The 25,128-nt window shown below is 35.3% G+C and carries 25 protein-coding genes and 1 pseudogene; 9 read left to right on the forward strand and 17 right to left on the reverse strand.

Annotation, left to right across the window (positions count from 1 at the left end; all coding sequences use genetic code 11):
* Positions 1-11 precede the first annotated feature (11 nt).
* Together D5281_RS01855 and D5281_RS01860 are read left to right on the forward strand one after the other, a co-directional pair.
* A complete protein-coding gene (locus D5281_RS01855) occupies positions 12-959 on the forward strand; it encodes a lysylphosphatidylglycerol synthase transmembrane domain-containing protein (RefSeq protein WP_160558431.1) in 948 nt (315 codons plus the stop codon).
* A 4-nt stretch (positions 960-963) separates the two neighbouring features.
* Complete coding sequence (locus D5281_RS01860) at positions 964-1,623, forward strand: class I SAM-dependent methyltransferase (RefSeq protein WP_160558432.1); 660 nt, start codon at positions 964-966, stop codon at positions 1,621-1,623.
* Positions 1,624-1,915: 292 nt separating this feature from the next.
* Here the strand turns inward: D5281_RS01860 and D5281_RS25355 are convergent, their stop codons facing one another.
* The 9 genes from D5281_RS25355 to D5281_RS01900 form a co-directional block, all read right to left on the reverse strand.
* Entirely contained in the window at positions 1,916-2,284 is a 369-nt protein-coding gene (locus tag D5281_RS25355) for an IS66 family transposase (RefSeq protein ID WP_277935111.1), read from the reverse strand.
* Positions 2,187-2,702 carry an IS66 family transposase zinc-finger binding domain-containing protein gene (locus D5281_RS25360; RefSeq protein WP_277935112.1) on the reverse strand — a complete coding sequence of 172 codons (516 nt, stop codon included), beginning with the start codon at positions 2,700-2,702 and terminating at the stop codon, positions 2,187-2,189. Before D5281_RS25360 ends, D5281_RS25355 begins: the two co-directional genes overlap by 98 nt.
* Before the next feature lie 108 nt (positions 2,703-2,810).
* On the reverse strand, positions 2,811-3,473 hold the full coding sequence (locus D5281_RS01870; RefSeq protein ID WP_160558433.1) for a NeuD/PglB/VioB family sugar acetyltransferase: 663 nt from the start codon (positions 3,471-3,473) through the stop codon (positions 2,811-2,813).
* 37 nt (positions 3,474-3,510) lie between these two features.
* Positions 3,511-4,290 carry an HpcH/HpaI aldolase/citrate lyase family protein gene (locus D5281_RS01875; protein WP_160558434.1) on the reverse strand — a complete coding sequence of 260 codons (780 nt, stop codon included), beginning with the start codon at positions 4,288-4,290 and terminating at the stop codon, positions 3,511-3,513.
* Between the two features lie 10 nt (positions 4,291-4,300).
* Entirely contained in the window at positions 4,301-5,188 is an 888-nt protein-coding gene (locus D5281_RS01880) for an HpcH/HpaI aldolase/citrate lyase family protein (RefSeq protein ID WP_160558435.1), read from the reverse strand.
* Positions 5,185-5,655: a MaoC family dehydratase gene (locus D5281_RS01885; RefSeq protein ID WP_160558436.1), complete on the reverse strand. Its 471-nt coding sequence runs from the start codon at positions 5,653-5,655 to the stop codon at positions 5,185-5,187. The genes D5281_RS01880 and D5281_RS01885 overlap by 4 nt, the downstream gene beginning before the upstream one ends.
* Positions 5,656-5,670: 15 nt before the next feature.
* A complete protein-coding gene (locus tag D5281_RS01890) occupies positions 5,671-7,218 on the reverse strand; it encodes an acyl-CoA carboxylase subunit beta (protein ID WP_160558437.1) in 1,548 nt (515 codons plus the stop codon).
* Positions 7,219-7,364: 146 nt separating this feature from the next.
* A complete protein-coding gene (locus tag D5281_RS01895) occupies positions 7,365-8,108 on the reverse strand; it encodes a site-specific integrase (protein WP_160558438.1) in 744 nt (247 codons plus the stop codon).
* 192 nt (positions 8,109-8,300) lie between these two features.
* Positions 8,301-8,480, reverse strand: coding sequence for a hypothetical protein (locus D5281_RS01900; RefSeq protein WP_160558439.1), 180 nt, complete (start codon positions 8,478-8,480; stop codon positions 8,301-8,303).
* 375 nt (positions 8,481-8,855) lie between these two features.
* Between D5281_RS01900 and D5281_RS01905 the strand changes: the two genes are divergently transcribed.
* From D5281_RS01905 to D5281_RS01925, 5 genes are read left to right on the forward strand one after another with little or no spacing between them, the layout of a single operon-like run.
* A complete protein-coding gene (locus tag D5281_RS01905; protein ID WP_160558440.1) occupies positions 8,856-10,085 on the forward strand; it encodes an ATP-grasp domain-containing protein in 1,230 nt (409 codons plus the stop codon).
* A gap of 29 nt (positions 10,086-10,114) precedes the next feature.
* Positions 10,115-11,182, forward strand: a complete 1,068-nt coding sequence (locus D5281_RS01910) for an NAD/NADP-dependent octopine/nopaline dehydrogenase family protein (protein WP_160558441.1) — start codon at positions 10,115-10,117, stop codon at positions 11,180-11,182.
* A gap of 12 nt (positions 11,183-11,194) precedes the next feature.
* On the forward strand, positions 11,195-13,081 hold the full coding sequence (locus D5281_RS01915; RefSeq protein WP_277935113.1) for a cobalamin-binding protein: 1,887 nt from the start codon (positions 11,195-11,197) through the stop codon (positions 13,079-13,081).
* 53 nt (positions 13,082-13,134) lie between these two features.
* A complete protein-coding gene (locus D5281_RS01920) occupies positions 13,135-13,656 on the forward strand; it encodes a class I SAM-dependent methyltransferase (protein WP_160558442.1) in 522 nt (173 codons plus the stop codon).
* On the forward strand, positions 13,640-13,957 hold the full coding sequence (locus tag D5281_RS01925; RefSeq protein WP_160558443.1) for a hypothetical protein: 318 nt from the start codon (positions 13,640-13,642) through the stop codon (positions 13,955-13,957). The genes D5281_RS01920 and D5281_RS01925 overlap by 17 nt, the downstream gene beginning before the upstream one ends.
* A gap of 429 nt (positions 13,958-14,386) precedes the next feature.
* Here the strand turns inward: D5281_RS01925 and D5281_RS01930 are convergent, their stop codons facing one another.
* Positions 14,387-15,022 carry a hypothetical protein gene (locus tag D5281_RS01930; RefSeq protein ID WP_160558444.1) on the reverse strand — a complete coding sequence of 212 codons (636 nt, stop codon included), beginning with the start codon at positions 15,020-15,022 and terminating at the stop codon, positions 14,387-14,389.
* 57 nt (positions 15,023-15,079) lie between these two features.
* Between D5281_RS01930 and D5281_RS01935 the strand changes: the two genes are divergently transcribed.
* Positions 15,080-17,119, forward strand: a complete 2,040-nt coding sequence (locus D5281_RS01935) for a hypothetical protein (RefSeq protein ID WP_160558445.1) — start codon at positions 15,080-15,082, stop codon at positions 17,117-17,119.
* A gap of 956 nt (positions 17,120-18,075) precedes the next feature.
* Here D5281_RS01935 and tnpC read toward each other — a convergent pair.
* The 3 genes and pseudogenes from tnpC to tnpA form a co-directional block, all read right to left on the reverse strand.
* Positions 18,076-19,361: pseudogene (gene tnpC, locus D5281_RS01940) on the reverse strand (IS66 family transposase).
* 142 nt (positions 19,362-19,503) lie between these two features.
* Positions 19,504-19,845 carry an IS66 family insertion sequence element accessory protein TnpB gene (tnpB, locus tag D5281_RS01945; RefSeq protein ID WP_160558446.1) on the reverse strand — a complete coding sequence of 114 codons (342 nt, stop codon included), beginning with the start codon at positions 19,843-19,845 and terminating at the stop codon, positions 19,504-19,506.
* The gene (gene tnpA / locus D5281_RS01950) at positions 19,839-20,249 is read right to left on the reverse strand and encodes an IS66 family insertion sequence element accessory protein TnpA (protein WP_277935114.1); all 411 of its coding nucleotides are present in this window, start codon (positions 20,247-20,249) and stop codon (positions 19,839-19,841) included. Before tnpA ends, tnpB begins: the two co-directional genes overlap by 7 nt.
* Positions 20,250-20,507: 258 nt before the next feature.
* On the opposite strand from tnpA, the gene D5281_RS26850 reads away from it, so the two are divergent.
* A complete protein-coding gene (locus D5281_RS26850; RefSeq protein ID WP_334296601.1) occupies positions 20,508-21,086 on the forward strand; it encodes an IS66 family transposase in 579 nt (192 codons plus the stop codon).
* A gap of 340 nt (positions 21,087-21,426) precedes the next feature.
* On the opposite strand, the gene D5281_RS01960 is transcribed toward D5281_RS26850, so the two are convergent.
* The 4 genes from D5281_RS01960 to D5281_RS01975 all read right to left on the reverse strand — a co-directional run bounded on the left by D5281_RS01960 (position 21,427) and on the right by D5281_RS01975 (position 24,509).
* Positions 21,427-22,116: an LrgB family protein gene (locus D5281_RS01960; protein ID WP_160558447.1), complete on the reverse strand. Its 690-nt coding sequence runs from the start codon at positions 22,114-22,116 to the stop codon at positions 21,427-21,429.
* A 91-nt stretch (positions 22,117-22,207) separates the two neighbouring features.
* Positions 22,208-22,579, reverse strand: coding sequence for a CidA/LrgA family protein (locus D5281_RS01965; protein ID WP_160558448.1), 372 nt, complete (start codon positions 22,577-22,579; stop codon positions 22,208-22,210).
* Between the two features lie 52 nt (positions 22,580-22,631).
* Positions 22,632-23,051 carry a hypothetical protein gene (locus D5281_RS01970; RefSeq protein ID WP_160558449.1) on the reverse strand — a complete coding sequence of 140 codons (420 nt, stop codon included), beginning with the start codon at positions 23,049-23,051 and terminating at the stop codon, positions 22,632-22,634.
* A 12-nt stretch (positions 23,052-23,063) separates the two neighbouring features.
* Positions 23,064-24,509, reverse strand: coding sequence for a hypothetical protein (locus D5281_RS01975; protein ID WP_160558450.1), 1,446 nt, complete (start codon positions 24,507-24,509; stop codon positions 23,064-23,066).
* Positions 24,510-25,128: the final 619 nt, after the last annotated feature.

Raw genomic sequence — 25,128 nt, forward strand, 5'->3', positions numbered from 1 at the left:
GGGTATATATAGTGAAAAAGTACTTAAAATTAATTATTAAAATATTTTTTATTTTAGTCATTATTTTTATATTATTAAGGAAGGTTAATACAGAAGAAATACTTTCTTACCTACTTAATGCAGATAAGAAAATGCTTTTATTAGCATTTGTTATGGTATGTTTTATGTGCGGGCTTTTGGCGTTTAAATGGAAAGTTTTATTAAAAAATATAAAATTTGTACGACTTTTGGAAGGTGTTTTGATAGGACATATAATTACGTATTCACTGGGAGGACAAATAGTCGGTGAAGGAGGGAAAATTGTTTTATTAAAAAAAACTGAGAAAAATATGGGAATGATTACAGCTTCTATTTTAGTTGATAAAATAACTGGTTTTTTAGGGGGTTTTATTGTAGGACTAATAGGAATGATATTTTCGAGAATACCCCTTTCAAATAAATATAAACTATATTATTGCTTTATAATAGGAGGATGCATTTGTCTTATCATAGGGCTGTTTAATCAAAAGTCGATAAACTTTTGGGGATGGTTTTTAGATGGAATAAAAAGAAAAAAGGGGATATTAAGAAAAATTGGAGAAATGCTTGAAAATGTTCTAAATGGAATTAAGCGATATGTGAATGATAAAAAGGCGATTTTGGTTAGTATTTTGTGGGGTATTATACTGCAAATTGTTTCTGTAGCTGTTTCTTTTTCCGTTTGTTACTCATTAGATATAATAATTCCTTTTCAGGATCTTTGTTGGATTATGTCATTAGTTTCTGTAATGGCTTTAGTCCCATTGTCCGTAATGGGATTAGGGGTCAGCCAAATGTCAACAATAAGTTTGCTGATGTTGTTGGGTGTTTCAAAAGAATTAGCGATAGGATATTCATTAGTACTGTATATTATAATGATAAGCGTAGCTGTTTTGTCAATAGTTTTGTTACCATTATTTCATTTTATTAGTGAGGTTTAAAGTTATGTATTTTCATTCTTTTAAGGAATTTTTATATGGATTGCTAAAAATATTTAAAGAAAAAAGATTTTTTTATTCAGTGAAGTATTTGTGGTGGATTGTTTTGGATAGAATACGAGGAGTGGATTTTGTAAAAAATGAAGGTTATGAAAAAATAGGAACAAGTCAGGAGCGCTCAAGTGTTTACCAAGCAACGAGAGATAATACTTATTTATATAAAATTATGAAAGGAATACCTATTAAGGATACAGATGCTATTTTAGACCTAGGATGTGGGAAAGGATATATGTTAAAAATTTTTAGTAAGTATGCTTTTTTTAAAGTGGGGGGGGTTGAATTATCTGAAAGATTATGTGAAATTGCAAATAAAAATATTAGAAAGGAAAAACTTGGCAAATGTATAGTCTATCATGCTGATGCTGCAGAATTTCTTGAATATGATGAATATACCCATATATATATGTTTAATCCCTTTCCTGCAATAGTAATGGAAAAAGTAATGGAAAATATTAAAAAGAGTATTTTGAGAGTGCCTAGAAATATGACAATTATATATAAGGGAGCTTTTTGTCATGATATTATTGTGGGCAATGGTGTATTTGAACTAACTGATATAGTAGAAGGAAAAACATTATCATATTATGTTTACAAGTCAATATTATAATATGGGGCATAACCCTCTTGGCACTATAAATATATGCTTAGTAGCTTTGTGTATGATAAATATGACATAATCTCGAATTGATAATTTACTTATATTTTTGAAATAGTAACCTCAAATTAGAGGCTGTAAATAATCTTGACTGAGCAAGCACTTCTGGTAGGGGAATACCCGTACAGAATGATCGGAGGAAGGCCATCTTCACCGCTCCAGAACAGCCACATGGATGACTGTGTCTGCCCGGCGGCCGTCTTCCTTAAGTACCTGGACTCTGGTCTCATCCGCCATTGCGAAGCTACGCTTGAGTAGCTGCCGATGGAAGATCATACATTGGCTGAAAATAATGCTCAGCACAATAGACGATCCAGTTGGTAAGTGTGGTCTGGCTGAGTTGTGCGCCATACTGTTTCCAGTCCTTTTCCTGACGATAGAGGGGAAACCGGCCTGCATACTTCTGATACATGGTCCATGCCACAGTTGATGGGGTTGCCGGTCTTTTTTCCAGCAGTGTTTCCGGAACCCGGGATTTTACGATCACAGGTTTTTCGGTATCACCAAGTCCTTCTTTACAGGACGGACAGCCATAGATTCTGGCTGTAGTATTCAATGACTTTACATTTGGCAGGAATGAATTCCAGCTCGCGGCGGACATATTCTTCTTCAATGAGGACCACCTGTGTACCGCAGGCGCTGCAGATCTGTTCATCTTCTGGAAGATGGATCACTACTTTTTTAACCGGAAGGCCTTTGAAAAGCTCCGCATGGGTTGCCTTTTTCTTACAGGTATGTCCCCGGATTACTGTTTCTTCCTCCAACAGGGATGGACCATGTTCCACCCCGACCTCATTAAAAAGATTTTGTTGGCCGGGGATGCCATCGGATCTCCTTTCGCTGGAAGAACCGAAAAGCTTTTTGATCAAGTAATCCAGCTGTTCCTGAAAGGTCTTTTCACGGCTGGCCTTGTCATTAATGACAAGACGGAGAGATTTGATCAGCTTAGTCTGTTCGGATACCATTGTTTTCAGTTGTGATACTGTATCTTTCAGCTCTCTTAGCTGAAGGTCTTTTGCACTGGAAACCATTGTCCCCTCCTTGGAGCTGATACCTTTATTATACCAGAGTTCAGGGTATTTCCAAAGGAAAAGTGTAACCAGAGTTTACGATTATTTACAATGTACGACCAAGCTATTTCAAACATTCTTTTTTGTCCTCAGGACCCTTGCGGGATTACCCACTACTATACTATTAGGGGGAACATCTTCTATTACAACAGCGCCTGCTCCGATTAGAGAAAAATCACCAATAGTAATTTTTTCTCTAATGGTTGCATTACTACCTACATGAACAGCTTTACCTACATGAACATTTGCACCAACTACTGCATTTGTTGCAATATGTGCAAATCTGTCAAGAAAACTGTCATGTCCAACATAAGAATTTGCTAACAACATGCAATTGTCAGAGATTACTGCATCTACGCCGACTTGAGATAAAGCCGTTAATAGTACTCCATTTCCAATGGAACAAAATCCTTTAGGGTAAACAGCGGTCGGATGAATTGCAGAATAATATCTATTTGTCGGAATATTCAAACTTTCAATTTTTTTATAAACTTCTTCTTCGTGTTGCATACCTACATATGCAATAAAAAAAAATGTGTCTTCATCTTTTAAGTAGCGATTGATATCATCTGTTGTTCCTATAACTGGAACCCTTGTAAATTTCCCGACTTTATAGCCTATTGGGAGAATATCATTTAGAAAACCCAAGGTCTCTATTGTTAAATCTTGTGTGGCAATAGCAGCTACGGACATTCCAATTCCACTTCCGCCTAGTATTATAAGCTTTTTCATTTTCTTCTTATCTCCATATGTCTGCAAAGCATGTATTTTATAGATCCAATTGTTTTTTTAGCTTGTTTATATGCATGTTTTCATATACTTTACCATCAATCACCTGAACTGCTTCTCCTGTTTTTTCAAAACGATTTATAATTTCTATAATATCCTCATGGTTATTTTTACCAAGGTTAAATATTTTATTGATGTATTCTATATGCTTTGGTGTTATTGCCAACTTTCCATCAAATCCCATTCGTGCAGCCATTTTAAATTCTTCAATAGCTGTATTCTCGTCATCTAGACAAAAGCAGGGAGTGTCTAAAACATATTTACCATATGCTTTTGCATATGTAACTAAACGGCTTTTTTGATACATAAGTAATTCTGGTCTATTATCCATATTTGTAATAGAAGTGTAATCTTCTGCACCGAAAGCCATTATATTTATCCATTTACAGTTTGCAATTTTTTTTATGTTGACAATTCCAATAGGAGTTTCGATTATGGCAATTACTGTTCGTTCTTTCCAAATATGGGCGAAAGCGTCATAAAAATCTATGTTATCAAACTTTGGTAACATAAAACCTACATTAGAAAATCTTACGAGTCTTTTTACTTCATTGTCATATGATTCTTTATTTAATCTGACAAAAAATTGTGAATTATTAGAATATTCATCTAAAAAGATTTCTGTCTGATTTAGTGCTTTTTCCTTATTTTCAATTTCAATAGAATCTTCTAAGTCAATTATATATGCATCAGCCCCGAATGTCTTTATTTTTGAAAGCATATGTCTTTTGGCTGGTACAAACAAAAAGCTTCGCAGCATAATGCCCTACCTATTTCTTTAAATTAATTAATTTATTTTGTTCTAATACAGACTGGGCTCTTTTCCTCATAGGTGGTCCGACCATTACCCCATCCAACATTACAACACCGGACTTTTTTTCTGAAGTAACTAAATTTACTGCTTCAATAACCTTTTTGGAGTATTCTATTTTTTTAGCATCAGGAGAGAATACCCTATTTGCTGGTTCGATTTGTCTTGGATTTAGAAGTAAGCATCCAGCAAAGCCATTTTTATAGGCTTCACATTCTTTTTTCTCAAATCCTTCTATATCCATTACATTTAGATATGGGGTATCAATTGGTAAAAGTCCAGCAGATCTGGCCGCGTTGACAATTATAGCGCGAGGAAAAATGAAAGCTGTTTCCTGATAAGTATATGTGCTGCCAAGGTCATTAAGATAATCCTCGCCTCCAAAGCATAAAGCAACAAGTCGTTTGCTTGATTGTGCTATTCGCTGAACATCCATCACGGCCTTTGTTGTTTCAATAAGTGGTGCTAATTTTATAGTTCCAACATCAATATTCTTTTTTAGCTCCATTACATTTAATAATTTATCTAAAAAAATAATATCCTCAGCATTCATAATCTTAGAAGGCATTAATCCGGTAATATCGGGTAATATCAACTGCATAATATCTTCTGAAAAATCTTTTGTTCCTATCTCATTAATTCTTATAAATATATTTTTTTGATGGAATGCTCCATTATTATGATATTGAATAATATTATCTCTCGAAGATTGACGCTTCTCAGGTGGAACGGCATCTTCCATATCAAGAATTAATGCATCAGCGTTACTGCATAGTGCTTTATCAATAAATTTTGAATTATAAGCTGGTAAAAACATGAAACTTCGTAATAACATATTGGTATTCATTCTTTCTCCCTCTTACTGCATTTGATTAGTACATGCCGCCTGAAAGAAATTACGTTGATTTTATTTTGATTATATCCTATCGTTTCAACATACAAAATTCCTCTGTCAGTACTTTTCCGTGATATACGCTTATCCAATATTTTTGTTTTAGCATACAAGGTGTCTCCTATAAATACTGGTGCAAGATGTTTAACATTCTCATAATCTAAGTTTGCAATAGCTTTTCCGCTAATATCTGTTACAGTCAGACCAACAATCAGACTAAACACTAATGTCCCTACTACTAGAAGCTGTCCATGTTGTTGCTTTTCAGCATAATTTATGTTAGTGTGTACCGGATGTGCATTCATTGTAAGAAGAGAAAATAAATTATTATCGCTCTCAAAAATGGTTTTAGAAAGAGCATGATATATTTCTTCCCCGACAATAAAATCTTCAAAAAAATTTCCCATAGAGTTTGTGTGCATACGTTTTCTCTTTTCTTATAACGGAATATTACCGTGTTTTTTGCTATATACTTTTATTTCCTTATTTTTTAAAGCATCAAAGGCTTGAATGATTTTTTCCCGGGTTTCTTCTGGTAGGATTACTTCATCAACCATCCCTAAAGAAGCAGCAAAGTAAGGATTTAAATATTTTTCCTTATAGCTATCAATCTTCTCTTGACGAAATTCAGTAGGATTTTCAGCTTGTTTTATTTGCTTGTTATACATAACATCTACAGCACCTTCGGCACCCATGACGGCAATTTCGCAAATAGGCCATGCATACACCATATCGGCGCCTGAAGCTTTACTATTCATGGCACAATATGCACCCCCATATGCTTTTCGCATAATTAAAGATATTTTGGGTATAGTCGCTTCTGAAAACGCATATAACATTTTACTGCCATGTCTTAAAATTCCTTTCTTTTCTTCAGCGGCTCCTGGATAAAATCCTGGAACATCAATCATTATAAGTAAAGGTATTTCAAAACTATCACAAAAACGAACAAATCGTGCACATTTATCTGACGCATCACAGTCAATTGCTCCTCCCAATACGCATGGCTGGTTTGCCACAATGCCAGTTGTTTTACCATCTAGTCGGCAAAAACCTATTACTATATTTCTGCCAAAATTACTTGAAATTTCAAAAAATGACTCTTCATCTACCAAGCAAGAAATTACTTGTCGAACGTCATAAGAGTGTCGCGCATTTTCAGTGACAATTTCTTCTATTTTTCTGCCTAATTCCTTATAATTATTGCGTATCGTAATTTTGAATGGCTTTTCTTTTATGCATGTATAATTAAGTAGTTTTTTTATTTCTTGAATACATTCTGCATCATTTTCACAAACAAAATTTGCCACACCACTATATTGGCTATGAACTTCTGAACCACCTAAATCTTCCATAGTTATAACTTCCCCAGTTAATTCTTTGATCACTCTTGGGCCTGTTATAAAAAATTGACTTGTATTTTTGACCATAAATATATAGTCACACATTGCAGGCGAATAACTAGATCCTCCAGCACAATTTCCCATAATAGCAGCTATTTGAGGAATATATCCGGAAGCTTGTGTATTTAAGTAAAATAACTTACTGTATGCAGACAATGAAATAATACCTTCCTCAATTTTTGCTCCTCCACTATCACATAAACATATAAAAGGGCTTTTAGTCTTTAGGGCTAATTCTAATGTCTGACATATTTTTTGCACATGGGCTTCACCACCAGCACCACCACTGATGGTACAATCCTGTGCTACTGCATATGCAGTTATTCCATTTATTTTTCCATAGCATGCAATAACTCCGTCACCTAAATATGTTTTTTTGTGTAAATCTTCTAGAGATGTTCTTGATTTTACCAACATATTGATTTCTGAATATACTTTGTTATCAAACAACATAGCCATTCTTTCCCTGGCTGTCAGTTTCCCTTTTTCATGTTCACGCGCTAGACGTTCTGTTCCGCCAGAAATATATAATTGTGCTTTCGTGTCTTCATATGTTTTCTTTACTTGACTATTCCATACCATCTTCATTTCACCAAGCCAATAATCTTGGTCCTTCCTCTAAAAATAATTTTATGAAATATCTATGTCGCTAAACTATTTCTTTAGCGAACAAATAGTGAAAATAATAAAATTAAAACAAATTTTTAAATTGACTACTATTTTGACCATTATTTCATTACTAATAATTCCATACACTGCCGCCTTTGTTCAATACTACTATGAACATATGTATTTAAAGTAATGTTAACAGAACTATGCCCGAGTATTTCCGACAGTGTTTTGCAATTAAATCCTTTTGAAATTCCAATAGATGCAAAGCTGTGCCTAAGAGAATGAAAATTGAGGTATCGTATTTCGCACTTTTTTAATATATTTTTATATTTTTTTTGTACAATGCGTGGTTCCATGCACTTTGTGGTTACTGTTAAAATATAATGCAGAGGATCACTGGAATATTGTTGCATCTTCCTACATAAAAAAGCAGGCAATGGCATTTCTCTAATTGAAGAAGGTGTTTTGGGAGATGCTATACTAACAATTGTTTTGGGTAAACTATTATCTGATGTATACGCCATATTCTTTATCCGGTACACTGTTCTTTTTATCATTAATTGACCGCTTTTAGAATCAAAATCTTCCCATCTTAACCCGCATAATTCACCAATTCGTATTCCTGTGTACATGCAAAGAAAAATACCAAAAGAAAAATTATCATTTTGAGTCAATAAATAATTATTCAAGCATGCCCATTCAGACAAACTAAAAATATCTGAAGGTGTTTTCCTTTGCTTCGGCAATTGAAATATAGGAATTGATGTAGTTAAGTAACCATATTGTTTAGCAAATTTTAATATATTTTTAAATATGGATAGAATAGTATTAATATAAGAAATGGAAAGTGCTTCATCCAATTTAAGTAATATGAATTTCTGTATGAGTTGTTCCGAAATCTGTGATATTGTAATTTTTCCCCAATACGGAAGAAGGTGATGATTATTATTGTTTCATAAAAGTAATAACTACTTTTTTGACAATAGAAAGAGATTTTACTTTCCATTTATCAAATATTTCTGAAAAATAACATGGTTTCATAGAATCATTTATTACATTGGAGGTATTTTCCATTGACTGTATGATTTTTTCTTTCTTTTTTTAACATCTGCATACTTTAAAGCATAAACGTATCCATAATGAATTTTTCCATTTTTATCTCTATTTTTTATATAATGTGCCTCCCATCTTCCATCTTTCAGTTTGTGTATATTTTCTCCTCTTTTAGACATAAACTGCTCCTTTCCTTAATTTGGCCCATATACTGACCACTCATAATATTCTGTTAAAGAATTTATTATTTTTTTTAATAAAGTAAATAGAATTTGGGAAAATATATAACAAAATAGTAAATACAAATTAAAAATATTGGTTGAAAAAGATAAGAAAATTGACAAGACGTGAAAAAGTTGTTAAAATATAAAAATTATATAAGAAATAATAATTATAAATCAATATGAAAAAGTTGTTTTTGTTCGCTAAAGAAATATTTAGCGACACAAACCTTACACCGAATTCTAATTTTTTAGATCTAAAAACATAATTATTTTTAATTAGATATTATTTTGTTATCAATGTGTCAATAAATAGGAGGAAGCGTGTAAATCGTGAAAATTTTAGTATTAGCTGGTGGATTTGACCAGATAGCTTTAATAAAGGAATTGCGGTCTAGAGGACATGAAGTTATTTTAGCGGATTATCTTGAAAATCCTCCAGCTAAAAAATATGTAAAGGAGCATTTTCAAGCTAGTACTCTTGACGAAGATTTAATGTATGATTTGGCAGTGCGCGAAAAAGTGGATTTGATAACAACAGCATGTACTGATCAGGCTTTATTAACAGCCGCAAGAGTATCAGAGAAATTACAACTTCCATCCTATTTAAGTTCTTGTATAGCACAAAATATCACAAATAAAGCATATATGAAAAAGAAATTTCGAGAATATGGTGTGCCTACTACAGATTGGATTTTATTAGAAGAAGATAAGCCTTTTCTAAAAAAAATAAAGGATAGTTTAAGATATCCATTTCTAGTAAAGCCTTGTGATGCTAACAGCTCAAAAGGAGTAGTAAAAGTTAATAATGATAAACAGCTTGAAGAGGCTGTGGATAATGCTTTCCTTTTAAGTAGAAGCAAGATGGTAATTGCTGAAAATTATATAGAAGGACAAGAAATTTCGATAGATGCTTGGAAAGATAATGAAGGAGTTAAAATTCTTTTAGTTAGTTCGACAAACAAAATGAAGACTGATATAGATAAATTTACTATTTATCAAAGTCAATATCCAATTATACTCTCTGATATTGTGAAGTATAAAATTCAAGATACAGCAGAAAAAATTTGTAAGGCATTTGAGTTAGAGAATACGCCATTACTTATACAGGCTATTGTAAAAGGAGATGATATAAGCATTATTGAGTGTAGTGCGCGTATGGGGGGCGGATCGAAATATAAATTTATAGAGAATATAACGGGTATAGATATTATGAAGCTATACGTTAATAGAGTGCTTGGAGATAAGGTTCAATGCGTGGCTCCTACCTATGTAAATAAGTCGGCAGAGATGAATTATGTTTATGCTCATAGTGGTATATTGAAAGAACTGATTGGGTTTGAAGAAAATGTGATTTCTGGGAATATTAGTGAATTGTTTCAGTATAAAACATTTGGAAGTGAAATACGTAAAAAAACAACTAGTGGTGACAGAGTGCTTGGTTTTTTAATAGAAGCAAATACTTCTGAAGAATTATCGAAAAAACGGCATAAAATATTAGAACAGGTGGATATATTAGATGCCAATGGAGACAGTATAATGTATAAAGAGTGCTTTTATTAAATGAAATATAAATTATATGAGGTTTTAATATGAGTACGATAAATTCGAAGGATAGCGATAGAGTGTTTGTATGTGGTGCGGGGCATCAAGGCCTTTCAATGGCAGCTCACCTTGCATTGAATGGTGTTAAAGTAACTTTATGGAATAGAACATTAAAAAATATACAGGAAGTAGTAGAAACACGCAAAATTTATTGTAGTGGCATTATAAATGATGTGGCGACAATAGAAAAGGCTTCTTCAAAAATAAGTGAAGTGATTTCTGATTTCGTAATGGTAGCTACGCCAAGTAGTGCTCATAGGGACATAGCAAAGGAATTAGCGCCATATGTTCATAGAGATATGGTGATTATATTAAATCCGGGAAGGACTTTTGGCGCAATAGATTTTGCTAATACACTCCGGCAACATGGAGTTAAAGAGATGCCCCAAATTGCTGAAACACAGACAATTGTGTATACATGTAGAAAAGATACTAATAATAGTGTAAATCTATATGCCATGAAAAATGATGTTCAAATTGCTTCTTTAAGGAAGGAAGAAATGAAGTATATAATGGCATCAATGCCTGCCTGTTTAAAACCTTATTTTAAAATAGTCAATTCTGTAGCGATAACCTCTTTTTCTAATGTAGGCATGGTATTGCACTGTGCACCAGTACTTATGAATATTGGTTGGATTGAAACACAGAAGGCTGATTTTAAATATTATTACGATGGAATTTCTAAAAGCGTGTCAGGTTTTTTAGAAAAAATAGATGGTGAGCGAATGAGAATATCCAAGGAAGTTGGTTTTGAAATAGAGTCAACGGCTGATTGGATGAAGAGAACATATAATGTTAAAGGTAATGATCTATTTGAATGCATTCAAAATAATGATAAATATCGAGAGATAGATGCACCTACATCTATTTGGTGTCGGTATATTTTCGAGGATATTCCTAATGGAATGGTGCCAATGGAAGATTTAGGGATGCAGGTAGGCATTTTAACGCCTAATATGACAATGATAATTAATTTGGCTAGTACGGTGTTGGAACGAAACTTTAGAGAAGAAGGGAGAAAAGTTTTATTAGAATCTGCCCGGGAATTTTTTTGAAGGACTATGAATATGACAGTTTTGAAGAATGAGACATTTGGTTTGATGAAAGCATTATTAGATGCTCATACAATGGGAATACATGCAGCAGCGGCGTTATTAAAAGAGTGTGGATATCGTGTTATTGTTGCACCAACGCAAATTGAGGAGGCCCTAGAGAAGATTTCTGCTGATAGTTCCCAAAGGCTTATATTGAAATGGTTAAAAGAAAATCAAATTAATCATATCGGTATTTCGTATCGTTTGGACGTGAATGATGCAATTAATATTGTCGGGAAATTGGTACATATATTGAAACAGAATGGTGATTACGAAAGTGCAGGAGCAACGATTAAAAGTGTTTATTTTGCGGGATTAGCTGCTGCCTGCAATGCGATAGATAAAGAATATAAGGGCCGAATTCGCACTTTTCGTGGGGGGGAATCAGCTGAAGAAACATTGCTGATCATGGGGATTCCATATGAAGAAATACCGCAAAAAATATTGTCTGGCTGCCAATATGACAAGGAGTTATTGACATTTGGAAAGACTATTATTGAGGAAAATTCTTATAAAGAGATGAAACCGCTCAATCGTAATAAATATTTGGAATATGGGACATTTAGAGATTCACTGTCTGCAAGGCTTGAACATAATTTTATGAATGGGTTTCAGCCATTGATTAGGGCACATTCAGGCCCATATTCTGCAGAACTGAAAAGAGAGCAGTGTTTAAAGGAGTATAAAGAGTGGTGCCGGATTTTAGCTGATACTGGATACCTAGATATTCTTTCTATTGGTACTTCACAACTTTCACAGTCTAATTTTGGTGAAAACTGGGAAGAAAAAGTCAATGGCGGTGGAGTTCCGATTAATTCAGAACAAGAGTTTAAGGATATTTGGGATATAGCCCGTCCTATGCTTGTGCGTACATATTCTGGAACAAAAAATGTAAAATTGATGGCCCAAATATATGAAAAGAATATCAATATTGCATGGCACGCACTTTCGTTATGGTGGTTCGATGAACTTGACGGAAGAGGATCTAATTCTTTATATAAGAACTTAAAAGAGCATATTAATACAATTCAGTATATTGCTACAACAAATAAACCTGTAGAAGCAAATGTTTCTCATCATTTTGCATTCCGGGGATGTGATGATATCACATATATTATTTCGGCATATCTTGCGGCTAAAATGATTAAAAAGTGTGGAATAAAGGTCTTTATTCTTCAAAATATGTTGAACACGCCTCGGAGCACATGGGGAATTCAGGATTTGGCAAAATCTAGAGCTCTTTTAAGCCTTGTAAAAGGGCTAGAAGATGATAAATTTAAAGTGGTGCTTCAGACTAGAGCCGGTTTGGACTTTTTTAAGCCGGATTTGGAAAGGGCAAAAGTGCAATTGGCTGCAGTTACAGCAATGATGGATGATATTGAGCCTAATAATATTTATAGTCCTGAGATAATCCATGTAGTTAGCTATAGCGAAGCTCTTTTTCTGGCTACACCAGATATATTAAATGACAGTATTAAGATAACAAGAACTTCATTAAATGAATATAGACGTTTAAAAAAAGAGGGAATGACACCAGAAACGATTACGGATGAAATTAATGAGCGGACAAACGTACTTAAGAATGCAACAATAAAAATTATTGAAGCAATGGAAAGGAGCATTCCTAATTTGTATTCTCCAGAGGGCTTATATATTGCTTTTGTTGCAGGATGGATGCCGGTACCAGAGCTATGGTCAGATTCGGATGAATTTGTACATGCAAAATGTTGGGAAACAAAGCAAGTAAATGGAGGTAGATGGTTAACAGACCATGAGTTAATATTAAGTATTGATTCAAGAATTAATAGATGTATTTCCTATATTCCGGATGCAGAGTATATTTTAAAAAATAAATATTAACAAGTAGAAAAATATAGGGTGTATTTGCTTCAACGCAGATGAGGAGAAAGTGAATGTATGAAAGCAATTGGAAGGGCGCAAATATTTCTTATTGGGATGAGAGAGCTAATATGGAATATACTTATAAAAAAGAGAAATTTTATACAATTACACCTATTCCATATTATTATGCAAGACGAAAAATTATTATAAGGAAAATAAAAAAAATTATTAAAAAAAATCACTTTAAATATATATGTGATTTCGGTTGCGGAGATGGTGAATATATTAAAAAGATATGGGAGAAAGAGTTATATATTCATGGAGTGGATGCCTCACCGTCAATGATAGATATAGCAAAAAAGTTGCAGTATGATAATGTTAGTTATGAGGTTTCTGAAAAAGGAATCACAGAAGATGCCAAATTTGATATGATTTATTCGTCTGCAGTATGGGCACATATTGACGATATGCATTGTCAGTATTTAATGCATAACATTTACGAACATTTATTTAATGGTGGTATATTTGTAATTTGTGAGCAAACTGCTCCATTTAGATATGGGGGGGGGGTATTTTTTGAGACGAACAAGTGAAGAATATTATCAATATTTAATGAATGCAGGGTTTAATGTATTAAATATAGAGATTATAGATTTTTGGTTACATCGGCTTTGGGTAGAAAAAAGACTTGTAAAATGGCTCTGTAAGAAAAAACGATATTCGGTTTATACACCTGAGCAGAGCCGTGTTGAATTAAATAGAAGTAGAGTATATCGGGTGATTAGTTCGATTTTTACAAAATTATCTATCCCAAGGGTGTTTCATGGCCAGAGTAAAGGAAAGAGAATCAAAAACCGATGGGGATATTGTTTTTGCGTTGGCCTAAAAGAATAGTTTTTAAAAGAGTAATGGTAGCAAAAGGTAGAAAAAGGGAAGAAGATTTTTTCTCTTTCGAGGCCACAGAAGTAATTGAGCATAAACTGGAGAGAGAGATGCCAGATTCTGCTCTGAATGCGGGGGAAATATTGTGTGGTGACTGCTGAAAAGTAAAATATCCGAAATTTATTTCTGGTCTGTATCGAAGTAGTGGAAGCAATCACCTATTCTACAGCTGTCCGTGGATAATGAAATGTCCCAGAAAGAAGTCCGGTAGCCTTATCTTTAATTACAGGGGATATGAAGGGGATGGAGCTTGTACGTCAGGAGGGAGAATTTTCAAGATATGATTTGAATATGTCCATCAAGGCAATGGCAAACTGAATTATCCTGTTTGCCATTGCCCTACAAGGAAGAATTTATGTAGTAAGTAAATATTGCGTATGACTATTCATTTGTATCCGAATTATCACATTCTTTTTGAAGTTGCAAATAATTATATACCATTTCTTCTGCCTTTCCACTAATTTTGTTGTATCGTGGAGCAGAAGAATATTTTCTAAGGAGGCAAATAATTTTTATTTTATCAAAGGGAGGAAGAAATGAATCGCTGATTAGTGACTCATTAAAGGAAAGGTAAGGTGTCTTCGCAACTGAAGATAAAAAGCCTTCAGCGTATGTCTCCTTTGCACCAAAATATTCAAAAAATCTTTCAGGCAGTTTTGTATCTCTAAGAAATTCTCGATATGCATTTTCTGACATTAATATTTCCGAATTATTGAGTTTTAGCTGCCCACAAAGATATTCTATATCACATTGACTTAATTGCTTCTTTGTTAACAAAAGCTTATGCATCGTTGGCAAGCGTTTCACACCGCTGGAAACAGTAAGGGCTGTTACCAATCTGCATTCCAAATTCTGATAAGCAAGAAAATCATAATGAAATAGAAGATAGCATTTTTCTCCAATCTCCTCCGAACAAACTTCACAATATATTGTTTGCATCGAGACAGAATAACAGATGGGACCAGTATAATGCTTTTCAATATCTTTGCCGTTTTCATCCTTCTCACCAGTTTTCATTTAAAATATGGGCTTTCTAAAAATAGTACAAAATAAGGACTGCGATTAACCGATTTCATGAAAGATAATCGGCACACCATTTTTGCTGATTATGATATCTTGGTTGAGGTTATCAAATATTTAGAGAACAATCAACTTCTCATTATTGTTAAAGACAAAGGAATTGGCATTACACTTGATGATGTAAAATATATTGCAGATATTGGCTCAAGTAAAGAAAATAACATTCGTCTGCGTAAGATTATGGAAAATATGCCTGATTGGTTAAGGCCCTCTGGTATTTTTGGAATAGGACTTCAATCAGTATTTCAATTAACTGATTGTATCAAATTTTATACGCGTCAGCCAAATCAGCCGGAAAGGCTTATTGTTCTGCATTCTTACGGTAAAAGCAGGGGTAAAATTAATGTGCATGATATCCCAGAGAATGAAGATGGAATGTTTTATGACAACACAATCCAAGGCACAAATGTAGAGATCGCTATTGACCCATACAAAATGATAACCCCTAAGGCTTCGGATGGCTATGAACGAAATTTTATCTATTATGATACGCAATTCGATGTTGGAAACGAAATTGATATAGCATATGCAGAAATCTGCCAAGTGTGTAAAGAATTGATTAAAAGTGTTAAATGCGACTACTTTAACATCTTTTACCAGGAAATTACTCGGGATGAAGTAGGTTGCGATAGTAAGAGAGATAAACGCAATCTTCGCCGAAGCTTCTTTATTCCGTTTAATGATTATAGGGATAAACATATGCTGTCATTTACAAATTCTGTAGATTCTATACTACCGTTTTTGGCTTATAAGGGAGAAGAAAACTATTGCTTTTTAGATAACACCGCTCACTACTGGGATGAAACAGCCTGCCGTTACTATCGCCTGAAAATACGTCCGTGTGAAATCCGAACCAAGGATATGAGTAAGCAAGTCTTTCTGCCAGAGACCACCCAGAACCTATACCATATCAGTTATAAGTTTAATGAGATTTCAAACACTGAGACAATTTATCATCCCAGAAACCGTATGCAAAATGTCCACGCGGGCTTTTTAGAGTGGCGTATCCTGATCTTGGATGGCGATCCGATGCGATATATGAACATTGATCGTGATCGACTTAAAGAAGGTGCAATTTCTGAACAAGAACTATTAGATATCCGTGGCCCTATCCTGCAAAAATGGTGCGAATACTTTTGTAGTCAGGATGCCAGAAATCTTGGAAATAATAGATTTGAAAAAACGCCAGGTATCCTGCTGTCTCTGATTCTGTTGTTTTACCAAAATGTGTCGGTAGAACAATTTCAGAAGTTTATCGCTCCTTATCAGTCATTTTTGGATAACATGAACCTGGTTGTTGGAACAGAACAAATACCTGCTGTATGTTTTTGGAATCCCGAAAAACTATTCCAAGTCGAATTGGTGCCTGATAATATCTGGCTTGCAGACATAAATATTCCGGATGTTGAGGTACAGATGATAACGCCTGAAACGCTTTGCCATTTTCCATGCCGATTGGTGAAGATTGTATCAATTTATGTCTCTGCTGATGGGAAAAAAATATATAGGTTTCGCTTTGAACCAGAATACTCACCAAGTACAATACAAATGAGTAATACGGCCAAAATCCTTGACTATATAGGTGCTTTTGATCTTTATCAAGATAGAAAGGAACATATTGACTATGCAACGGTTCAGAAAAAGGTATTTAAGCCTGAACAAGCATTTCCTCATCTTGTAATCCCATGCTATCCACATACATTTAGCCAAGGAGGAAACTTTGTCTCACATTTAGATGCCTGCATACGTTGGTATATACTTTCTCCATTTGATATGGATGCTGCAAGGATTCTTAAGCGCAGTCTTAGCCAAGCCCAAAGTATGTGCCAAGAGTTCATAAAAGTTGTCATAAAAAGCAATCAATTTGAAAAATGTGTAAATTATATTCTAAAAATGAGATATCAGAATGTTACGAATCAAAAGCAAGTGAAGCAACAGATATTGAATGAATATGAGGCATTCATAGCACAATATTATAATACCATTTATGAGAACAGATACTTTTTGACAGAATATTTCAAGAACAGAAAATAATATGTGTGAATATGTTTTGCTGCTGGGGTGTTTTAAATTATCGAACGAGATTTTTCTACTAACGGAATAGGTGACGGACACTTGAGTCTTGGGGAGTAAAACAAAGCCAAACTTTTATCAATACGGAGGTTGCTACGGCGGTAACAAATAATTGAGCTCTGATGATAGAAGCGATATAACAATGTGTATAGTAGCGGCAGAAAGGTGACATTAAGATACAACTCTGCCGCTATTATATTTCAAATGTATGCTGTAGCACTTACACTATTTTTGTAGGCTGAACCATGGGGACAACACATGTAGCTGAAAAACTTTACACATAATACCTGTGGGAATTATTACCGTTTCAAAGATCACTTGACCTAACCAATAAGAATGAAAGAAATTGATAAAATTCGTATTGTAATAACCCATAGTGCCATACCAATAAACAATAGTTCCTGCCAATATATTCTATAATATGATAAAATTAAATATATTAATAAATACGCAAGAATCGGTGCTAACGAATTTTGCTGTTTCTGATATTTTATATATGGAGTGAAAAACAAAATTTTGTTTGGATGCCACGGCAGCACGGGGAAAACTGGGCTTTAATGATGCTTGCAGGGTAAAATGGGGAATCCTCCTCTTTTTTTGTTCAGTGGATTATTGTCATGTTGATTTTAATTCCGGAGCATAAAAGGAGAAGATTCCTTATATTTTAATTCAGTATTTTTCAAGGCGCTGTAAGTTGAGTGAAAAGGAAGGGAAATTATGGTGAGATGGTTGCATATATCTGACTTGCATTTTGGTTGTGGACAAGCTTTGTCAAATACAATGAGAAAGAAATTGTGTCAGTTTTTAAGAGATAATCCATTAGATGTAGATTATTTGTTTAGTAACCGCCAAATAATAATGCGGTCAGATATAAAAATCACCCCACCCCTTTGCGGGTTGGAGTAATTCACTATAATTCACATACGATTTTTGATAGATTGGAGTTTTTCGCTCCAAGGTGCAAGCTCTGCGAGCTGATTGTCTGTCATCTCTTTCGTTGGCCGATGCTCCAGAAGAAATTTCAGATATCCGTAAAGGTTCAGGTCATGTGCTTTTGCTATCTCAACCATGGTATATGCTACAGCACTGGCATTGGCTCCGGAAATAGAATCACTGAACAGCCAGTTCTTCCGTCCAACTGTAAATGGACGGATCGTATTCTCACTGAGGTTATTCGTAAAGCTGCAGCGTCCATCTTCAAGATAGGTCTCCGCTGTTTCCCGCCGGTTAAGCACATAATTACCGCTTTATCCATACGGGTATTTCGGACTGGCTTCTGCTGTTCAAGCCACGACCAGAAAGCCTCCGGAACAGGTTTTTCCTTCTTGAGACGCAGCTGCTTCCTTTTTTCATAATCACCAGGATATTTTTTGTTGATGGAATCCTCTATGGCGAACAGCCGGTTACCGTACTGGACTCCCTGCACTGCAGGCTGGCTGTAATCATACTGTTTCCCTTTGGGAACGGCAACGATAAAGTATCGGCGGATATGTGCCCAGCAGGAACACCGTTTGATATTCGGCAGGCTGTTATAGCCCTGATAACCATCAGTTTCCAGATACCCATGGTACCCTTTCAGGAACTCCTTTGCATGGCTGCCGCTTCTGGCAGGTTAATAGCCATACAGGATAATGGCTGGAAGATCATCTTCACCACTGCGGAACAGCCACATGAAAGACTACACCTGTGCCTGGCGGTCTTCTTCTTTCAGTACCTGGACCCTGGTCTCATCTGCCATTGCGAAGCTGCGCTTCAGCAGTTCCCGGCGGACATACTCTTCGCCGATCAGAACCATCTGCGTACCGCAGACTGGACAGACCTGATCTTCTTCCGGAAGGGGGATGACTATTTTTTCCACTCTCAGTCCCTTATAAAGCTCCTCATGGGTTGCTTTCTTCTTACGGGTATGCTCCCGGACCACGGCCGCTTCTTCGAACCGGGAAAGTTCCAGTTCTGCTTCCGCTTCATCAAAAAGATTCTGTTGTCCGGGAATGTCATCAGTTCTTCTTTCGCTGGAGGAACCGAAAAGCTTTTTGGTCAGATAGTCCACCTGTTCCTGAAGATCTTTTTCATGGCTGGATTTTTCATCAATAACAAGACGGAGAGATTTGATCAGCTCCGTCTGTTCAGAGACTATTGTTTTCAGCCCGGATATGGTGTCCTTCAGCTCTCGCAGCTGGATATCTTTTGCACTGGAAGCCATCGTTCTCTCCTTGGATTTACTCCCTTTATTATACCAGAAACCGGGATATTCCTAAAGGAAAACAAGGGCTGAAAAATGCTGAATATATAAGGAAGTCCGCCCATTTTTCAGTGCAGGATTTTTAACAAAATCTAAAGATGTTTCACTCCGTTTTGAGTGCTTTGGGCTGGTCGATATCAATCCCTGACATCAGCCAGTCAAACTCACGCCAGGAAAGATTCCGGACTTCCGACTGTTTCCTGGGCCATTGATAACCTCCTGGGACGGACAGCCTTTTATAAATGAGGACGAAGCCATCCGGTTCATGGAATAGGGCTTTGATTCTGTCCCGTCTCCTTCCGCAGAACAGGAAAAGCGCGCTGGAGGCTGGATCCATCTTCAGCTGGTCTTCAATAACAGCGCAGAGACCATCAATCGATTTGCGCATGTCCGTATAGCCGCAGACAATGTAGATTTTTTCAAGACCAGAGATATCGCCTAACATGAAGTCTCCCGGATGAGACGAAGCGTCCTGGCGAGCAGGACAGGATCGGCATCATTACAGATGCGGACAGTAACGTCTTTCATGGCCACCTCAATCGTATGTGAATTGTCAAGGTACATTTGCCGCATCTGTGATGCTGTATGCTGCTCCGGACATTGTTCCGGAACAATGTCAACAGGAACCACATCCTGTTTTGGGTGTGGGTCTTCAAGATGACCATAGTTTGGTACCGGGATCTGATCTGATGCCGCTTTTCGACAACGGCTGGCCCAGGTATAAAAGGTGCTTGCTGCAATGCCGTTTTCACGGCACCAGTCAGCATCTGTCATGCCGCTCTGATGGCATTCATTGATAAGCCTGATCTGTTCCGCCATCGGAACACGGGCTTTGCGGGCAGCTGCCATAGCCTATCCTCCGTAATTGTAGTGAAATAGTCTAAATATCTTTCTTCTACAATTATAGAGGGAACCAGCGGATTAGAAAATCCGCAGGAATATTTGGCGCTTACCTCCTACCAGAGCAGGCGAAAATGCAGCAATTCCTGAAAGGAATTGAACCTGGTTTCTATCTGATGGCAGATGGCTATCAAGGATACAATAAAGTGAAAGAAACCCCATCGTTGCTGTTGCTGGGCTCATATCCGCAGATACCTTTGGGAAGCCATTCCAAAGGGACACGAAAAGGATTACAGCAATCCTGCAGTACAGGGAGTTCTCTATTGCAATAAACTGTTCGAATACGAACGCACCTACAAAGAAAAAGGTCTTAGTTTCAAACAGATTTATAACCGCCGCCTCAAAGATCAGAAACCGGTCATTGAGGGCTTCTTGGCGTGGATAAAACAGGTAAATCCCGGAAGTAACGGCAAATTGAAGAAAGCAATCACCTACATCAGAAACCGTGAAGATTTCCTGATGACCTATCTGGAAGATGGCCGTTGCAGTTTGAGTAACAACCTAAGCGAGAATAGCATCCGCCCCGTAACCATAGGTAGAAAGAATTGGCTGTTCTCCGATACACCGGATGGCGCATCCGCCAATGCCTTATATTTAACCATTGTTGAAATGGCAAAGGCATACGGCTTGAATTTATATGAATATCTGAAATATCTGCTGGAGCATCGTCCCAACAAGGATATGGCAGATGATGAGTTAGCCAAGCTGGCTCCCTGGAGTGAAAAAGTCCAGGCAAAATGTAGCAAAAAGAACGAGCAAAATGTTAGCGTACAGGAATCCTGGTGATAGGGTTCCTAGACTTTTGGGATACACCCCGAAATTAAACGCTTACAATGCAACTATAGATTATATATATGTTTATTACAATCATATCCGCCACATTCATCAAATAGATATATGACGCCATTTGAAAAGAGAATGCAGACATGATCTATGTCAAAACTTTTCCTTGTAAATGTTACAAAAAAGCTTGACCATCTCAATCATCTGGCTCCAGGGCAGATATCGAAGCAGAGAACCATAAAGTAGCTGAGTGAAAAAATAGAACAGGCGGAGAGGTAATCAGGAATGGATCAGAAGTTCACGTTTAACTTGTACTTTTTCTTGACATAGTACCAAACATTCGTTAGTAAAAATGAACAAATACAAAAGAACAAATCACGGTTATTATACCAGCTACAGCTATCGAAAGGCTACTCATTGCACCTTCAACTTCTCCCATTTCTATTGCTTTTGTTGTTCCCATTGCATGAGATGCGGAACCAATAGCAATGCCCTTAGCAATCGGATCTGTGATTTTAAATATTTTGCATACTTTTTCGGACACCATATGTCCTGTGATGCCCGTCATAATGACAATAGGTACTGTTAAACTGGAAATTCCTCCCATTTCCTCTGAAACACCCATAGCAATTGCAGCAGTAATAGATTTGGGTAATAAAGTAACGTACATAGTATGTGAAAACCCAAACATAATTGAGAAAACCAAAATACTTCCCATACTTGCAAGGACACCGGAGATAATCCCCCAACAAACTGCTTGAATATTTTTTTTCAAAACATTGATTTGTTCATATAAAGGGACAGCAAGGCAGACTGTTGCAGGAGACAATAGATAATACAAATAATCTGATTTGTTATAATAATCTTCGTAATCTATTTTGAAAATTATCAAAAATAAAATCGAGAAAATTGTAGAAAACAAAAGTGGATTAAAAAAAATAAAATGTTTTTTCCGTTGTATATAATCACATAAGATATAGGACCCTACACTTATAAGGAGTCCCCAACAAACTGTTTCTGTAAACATATCCATATCTATCCCCCGGTACATTGCACGCTACTAGCCATGCTGCTTTCTTGACCTGCGAATTTGTGCCCGGAGCACAAATTTGCGATTGATAAAATCAGCCGCCAGGCTGATTTTTCAATCTATTTTTTTTTCTTATTATCGTCTGTGTTACCAGGCCTGAAACTGTCATGACAATTATGGTAGTGACAACCGTAATAATAATGATCTGCCACCAAATCTCTTGGAGTTCATGTAATTTTGTGATGATCCCGACTGCAGAGGGTATAAAAAGTATAGGCATTATATCCAATAAAAATTTAGCAGTATCATCAATTTGCTCAATCTTTATGAAACCAGTAACGAGTAATATAAAAAGAAGTACCATTCCGTATATGCTTCCTGAAATTGGAAATGGCAAGTAAAATTTAATAAGTTCGCCAATAAAAGATATGGCAAGTATGATCAAAAATTGTTTAATATATTTCATAGAGCATTTCTCCCCTTGTTCGCAATACAAAATTATTTTTTAATAGTAATGTTTAAAATATTTTTAATAAACAGATAATCAAAACTATTCCAATAATTAATGGCAAATAAAACAGAATTTCGCTAAAAGAAAATAAACATTTTATAAAATAAATTTTTTCCATTTCACATTTACTAAGAGCGATATTATTAATATCCATACTGAAATCAATTTCGCTCTCTTTTCTTTTAGAAACGATTTTATATAAAATTCTATATTTGCTTTCTATGTATAGATAAAATGAATCCAACAACCAAAAGGTTATGGTGGGAAGTCCGGCGATTAGAATAAATCTTTTTTCTGAATCATTCACAGACAAAGCACAAATAGCAACAAGTAGAGTCATAGTCCAGCTTTTTAAGGAAAAGCTATTTTTTTCCATTCGTTCAATAATTCTAACAATCATTTCTAAATGCTTAAGCTTCTTTTCCATCTATTAGCCCTTTTACTGTTTCTTTTGATTATCCGCATATAACTGTTTTGCTTCTGCATATTCGCGTTCATCTAACTTAATGTTTTTCATTTTTTCAATAAAATTATCATTACCTTCCAGCAAAGAAATACCGGAAGCCATAATCGTTTTGTCATGGAACTCATTTATATGCCATGTAAGAAAGGCATCTTTAAACATTTGAATAATATATTCCTTTCTTTTATCATTGGCATTACTTCCATATAATGAATGAGTTGGAATCGTCTCATTCACAACAAAACTGCCATAATTTTTACATTTTTCGTCTAAGTCACCATCCTGTACTGGAATCCCTAATAACGTTCTTGAAGGATCCCCTTTAGAGAAATCACGATGATGTAATCTGTCAAAAATGTCAGATAATTTTTGACAGATACTGCTTCCCTGAATTTTTAGTGTGGATTTAAGCCGCTCTACCTCTTTAACCGACTGCCCTTCTTCTTTTCTGCTGTTTGCCTGATAGAAATGAATGAAAGCAATTTTGTCATCAATTATTACTAATTCAAAGTGAATACTAAAATCATGTTTTCTGACAAAGACCTTTGCACCATTTCCTCCAAAAAATAAGATATTATATATATCCTGCCACTTTGCGGGATGATTGTTACAGATAATACGATAAAATTTATCATTTAAGTTTGGGTCTTTTGATGCATCATACAATGATTCCATAAATTTTTTCTTTTCTTCTATAGAATCATCTTTTACAATAGACTCATTTGCAAATCTGGTTGTTCGTAAAGAAATTTTTGCATGTCTAACGGCTTCCCCAAGGTTACGAAAAGCAGCTTTTTCACCATCAATATATTCCGCAGTATTAGATAGTAATTTTTTTATTCCTTTTACTTCATCCAAGACATTTTTTAACTCAATTTTTCCAGTGATTGTTTTATCAATATTTCTCAGGCAAGTCTTATACTGATGGTGGACCAGAGTAAGAAATTTAATGACGATAGATGTTTCTGCGCTTCTGTTTTCTAAATAGAAATGTTGATAGGCATTTATTTCTTTAGAGTTTTTGTGGCAGTCTTCAACATAATTAACGATTACGTGTGGAATATCTATTATGTTTATAATATTTATATCAAAGGGCACGCTTTCTTTCGGATGTGATGAAATGACTACATAAGGTTTTTCGGAATAGAAAATAGCGCCTAATTCAAACATAACATTAGGATTATAGATTGGCTCTGTCAGAGAATCTAAAAGTACTATGTAGCCTTCGTAGCGGTCTCCGTTTAATGCCTTATGTAAACTTTGATGAAGATCATGAACCGATTGTTTATAATGCGGTTCAATTACATATTCTTCTACAAAAGGAGAATTAACCGTAAGTAAATCAAATATTGTTTCTGTATATTTTCTGTTTAGGGAAATTTCTTTGTCTGTAACTGCTATCATAAAAATTTTTTTAACCATTTTAATCCCCCGTTCTTGTTGGTATCCTACAAATTTTAAGCGTAAAAAAATTTGCTGTGTGAAGAAATTTTCGATTCAATTTTGCATGGATTGTATATTTAAGAGAATATTATATTTGACAAAAAATGACGTTAATACCTTTTTAATGACTATAAAATACTTTAATATCCTAAATATTGTAATTATTTTAGTAGAATGTGGAAAATAATGCCATGAATTATTGTTCCTGACACAAGGTTTTTAAGTATTGGGTTAAAATGTAGGGAATGAGTATAGTCACATGGTCAGAAGGCTTAAAGCATAGTATATTTATTTGAGCTTTCCTATATCAAATACATCGCGTAATTCTTGAATATTTCAGGGGAAATAGGTAGAATATGTGTTGCAATACGCATAACGATTCAGTCGGGTCCGCACATTTACTGCACAGACCGTGATACAAGAGTACAAAATCTCATCTCCGAAGGCGATTTTAATTGGATTTTGTGTGTAACAGATACTATGTAATCCCCCGACTTGTAGTTTCATGGATTTTCCTGTATACTAATAAGTTAGAAAACATTAAGGGTAATAGGAATTATTGCATACAAATGGAGGTCATCAAATGAATTGTAGCACA

It is taken from the genome of Parablautia muri, from assembly GCF_009917485.1.
Lineage (GTDB): Bacteria > Bacillota > Clostridia > Lachnospirales > Lachnospiraceae > Suilimivivens > Suilimivivens muri.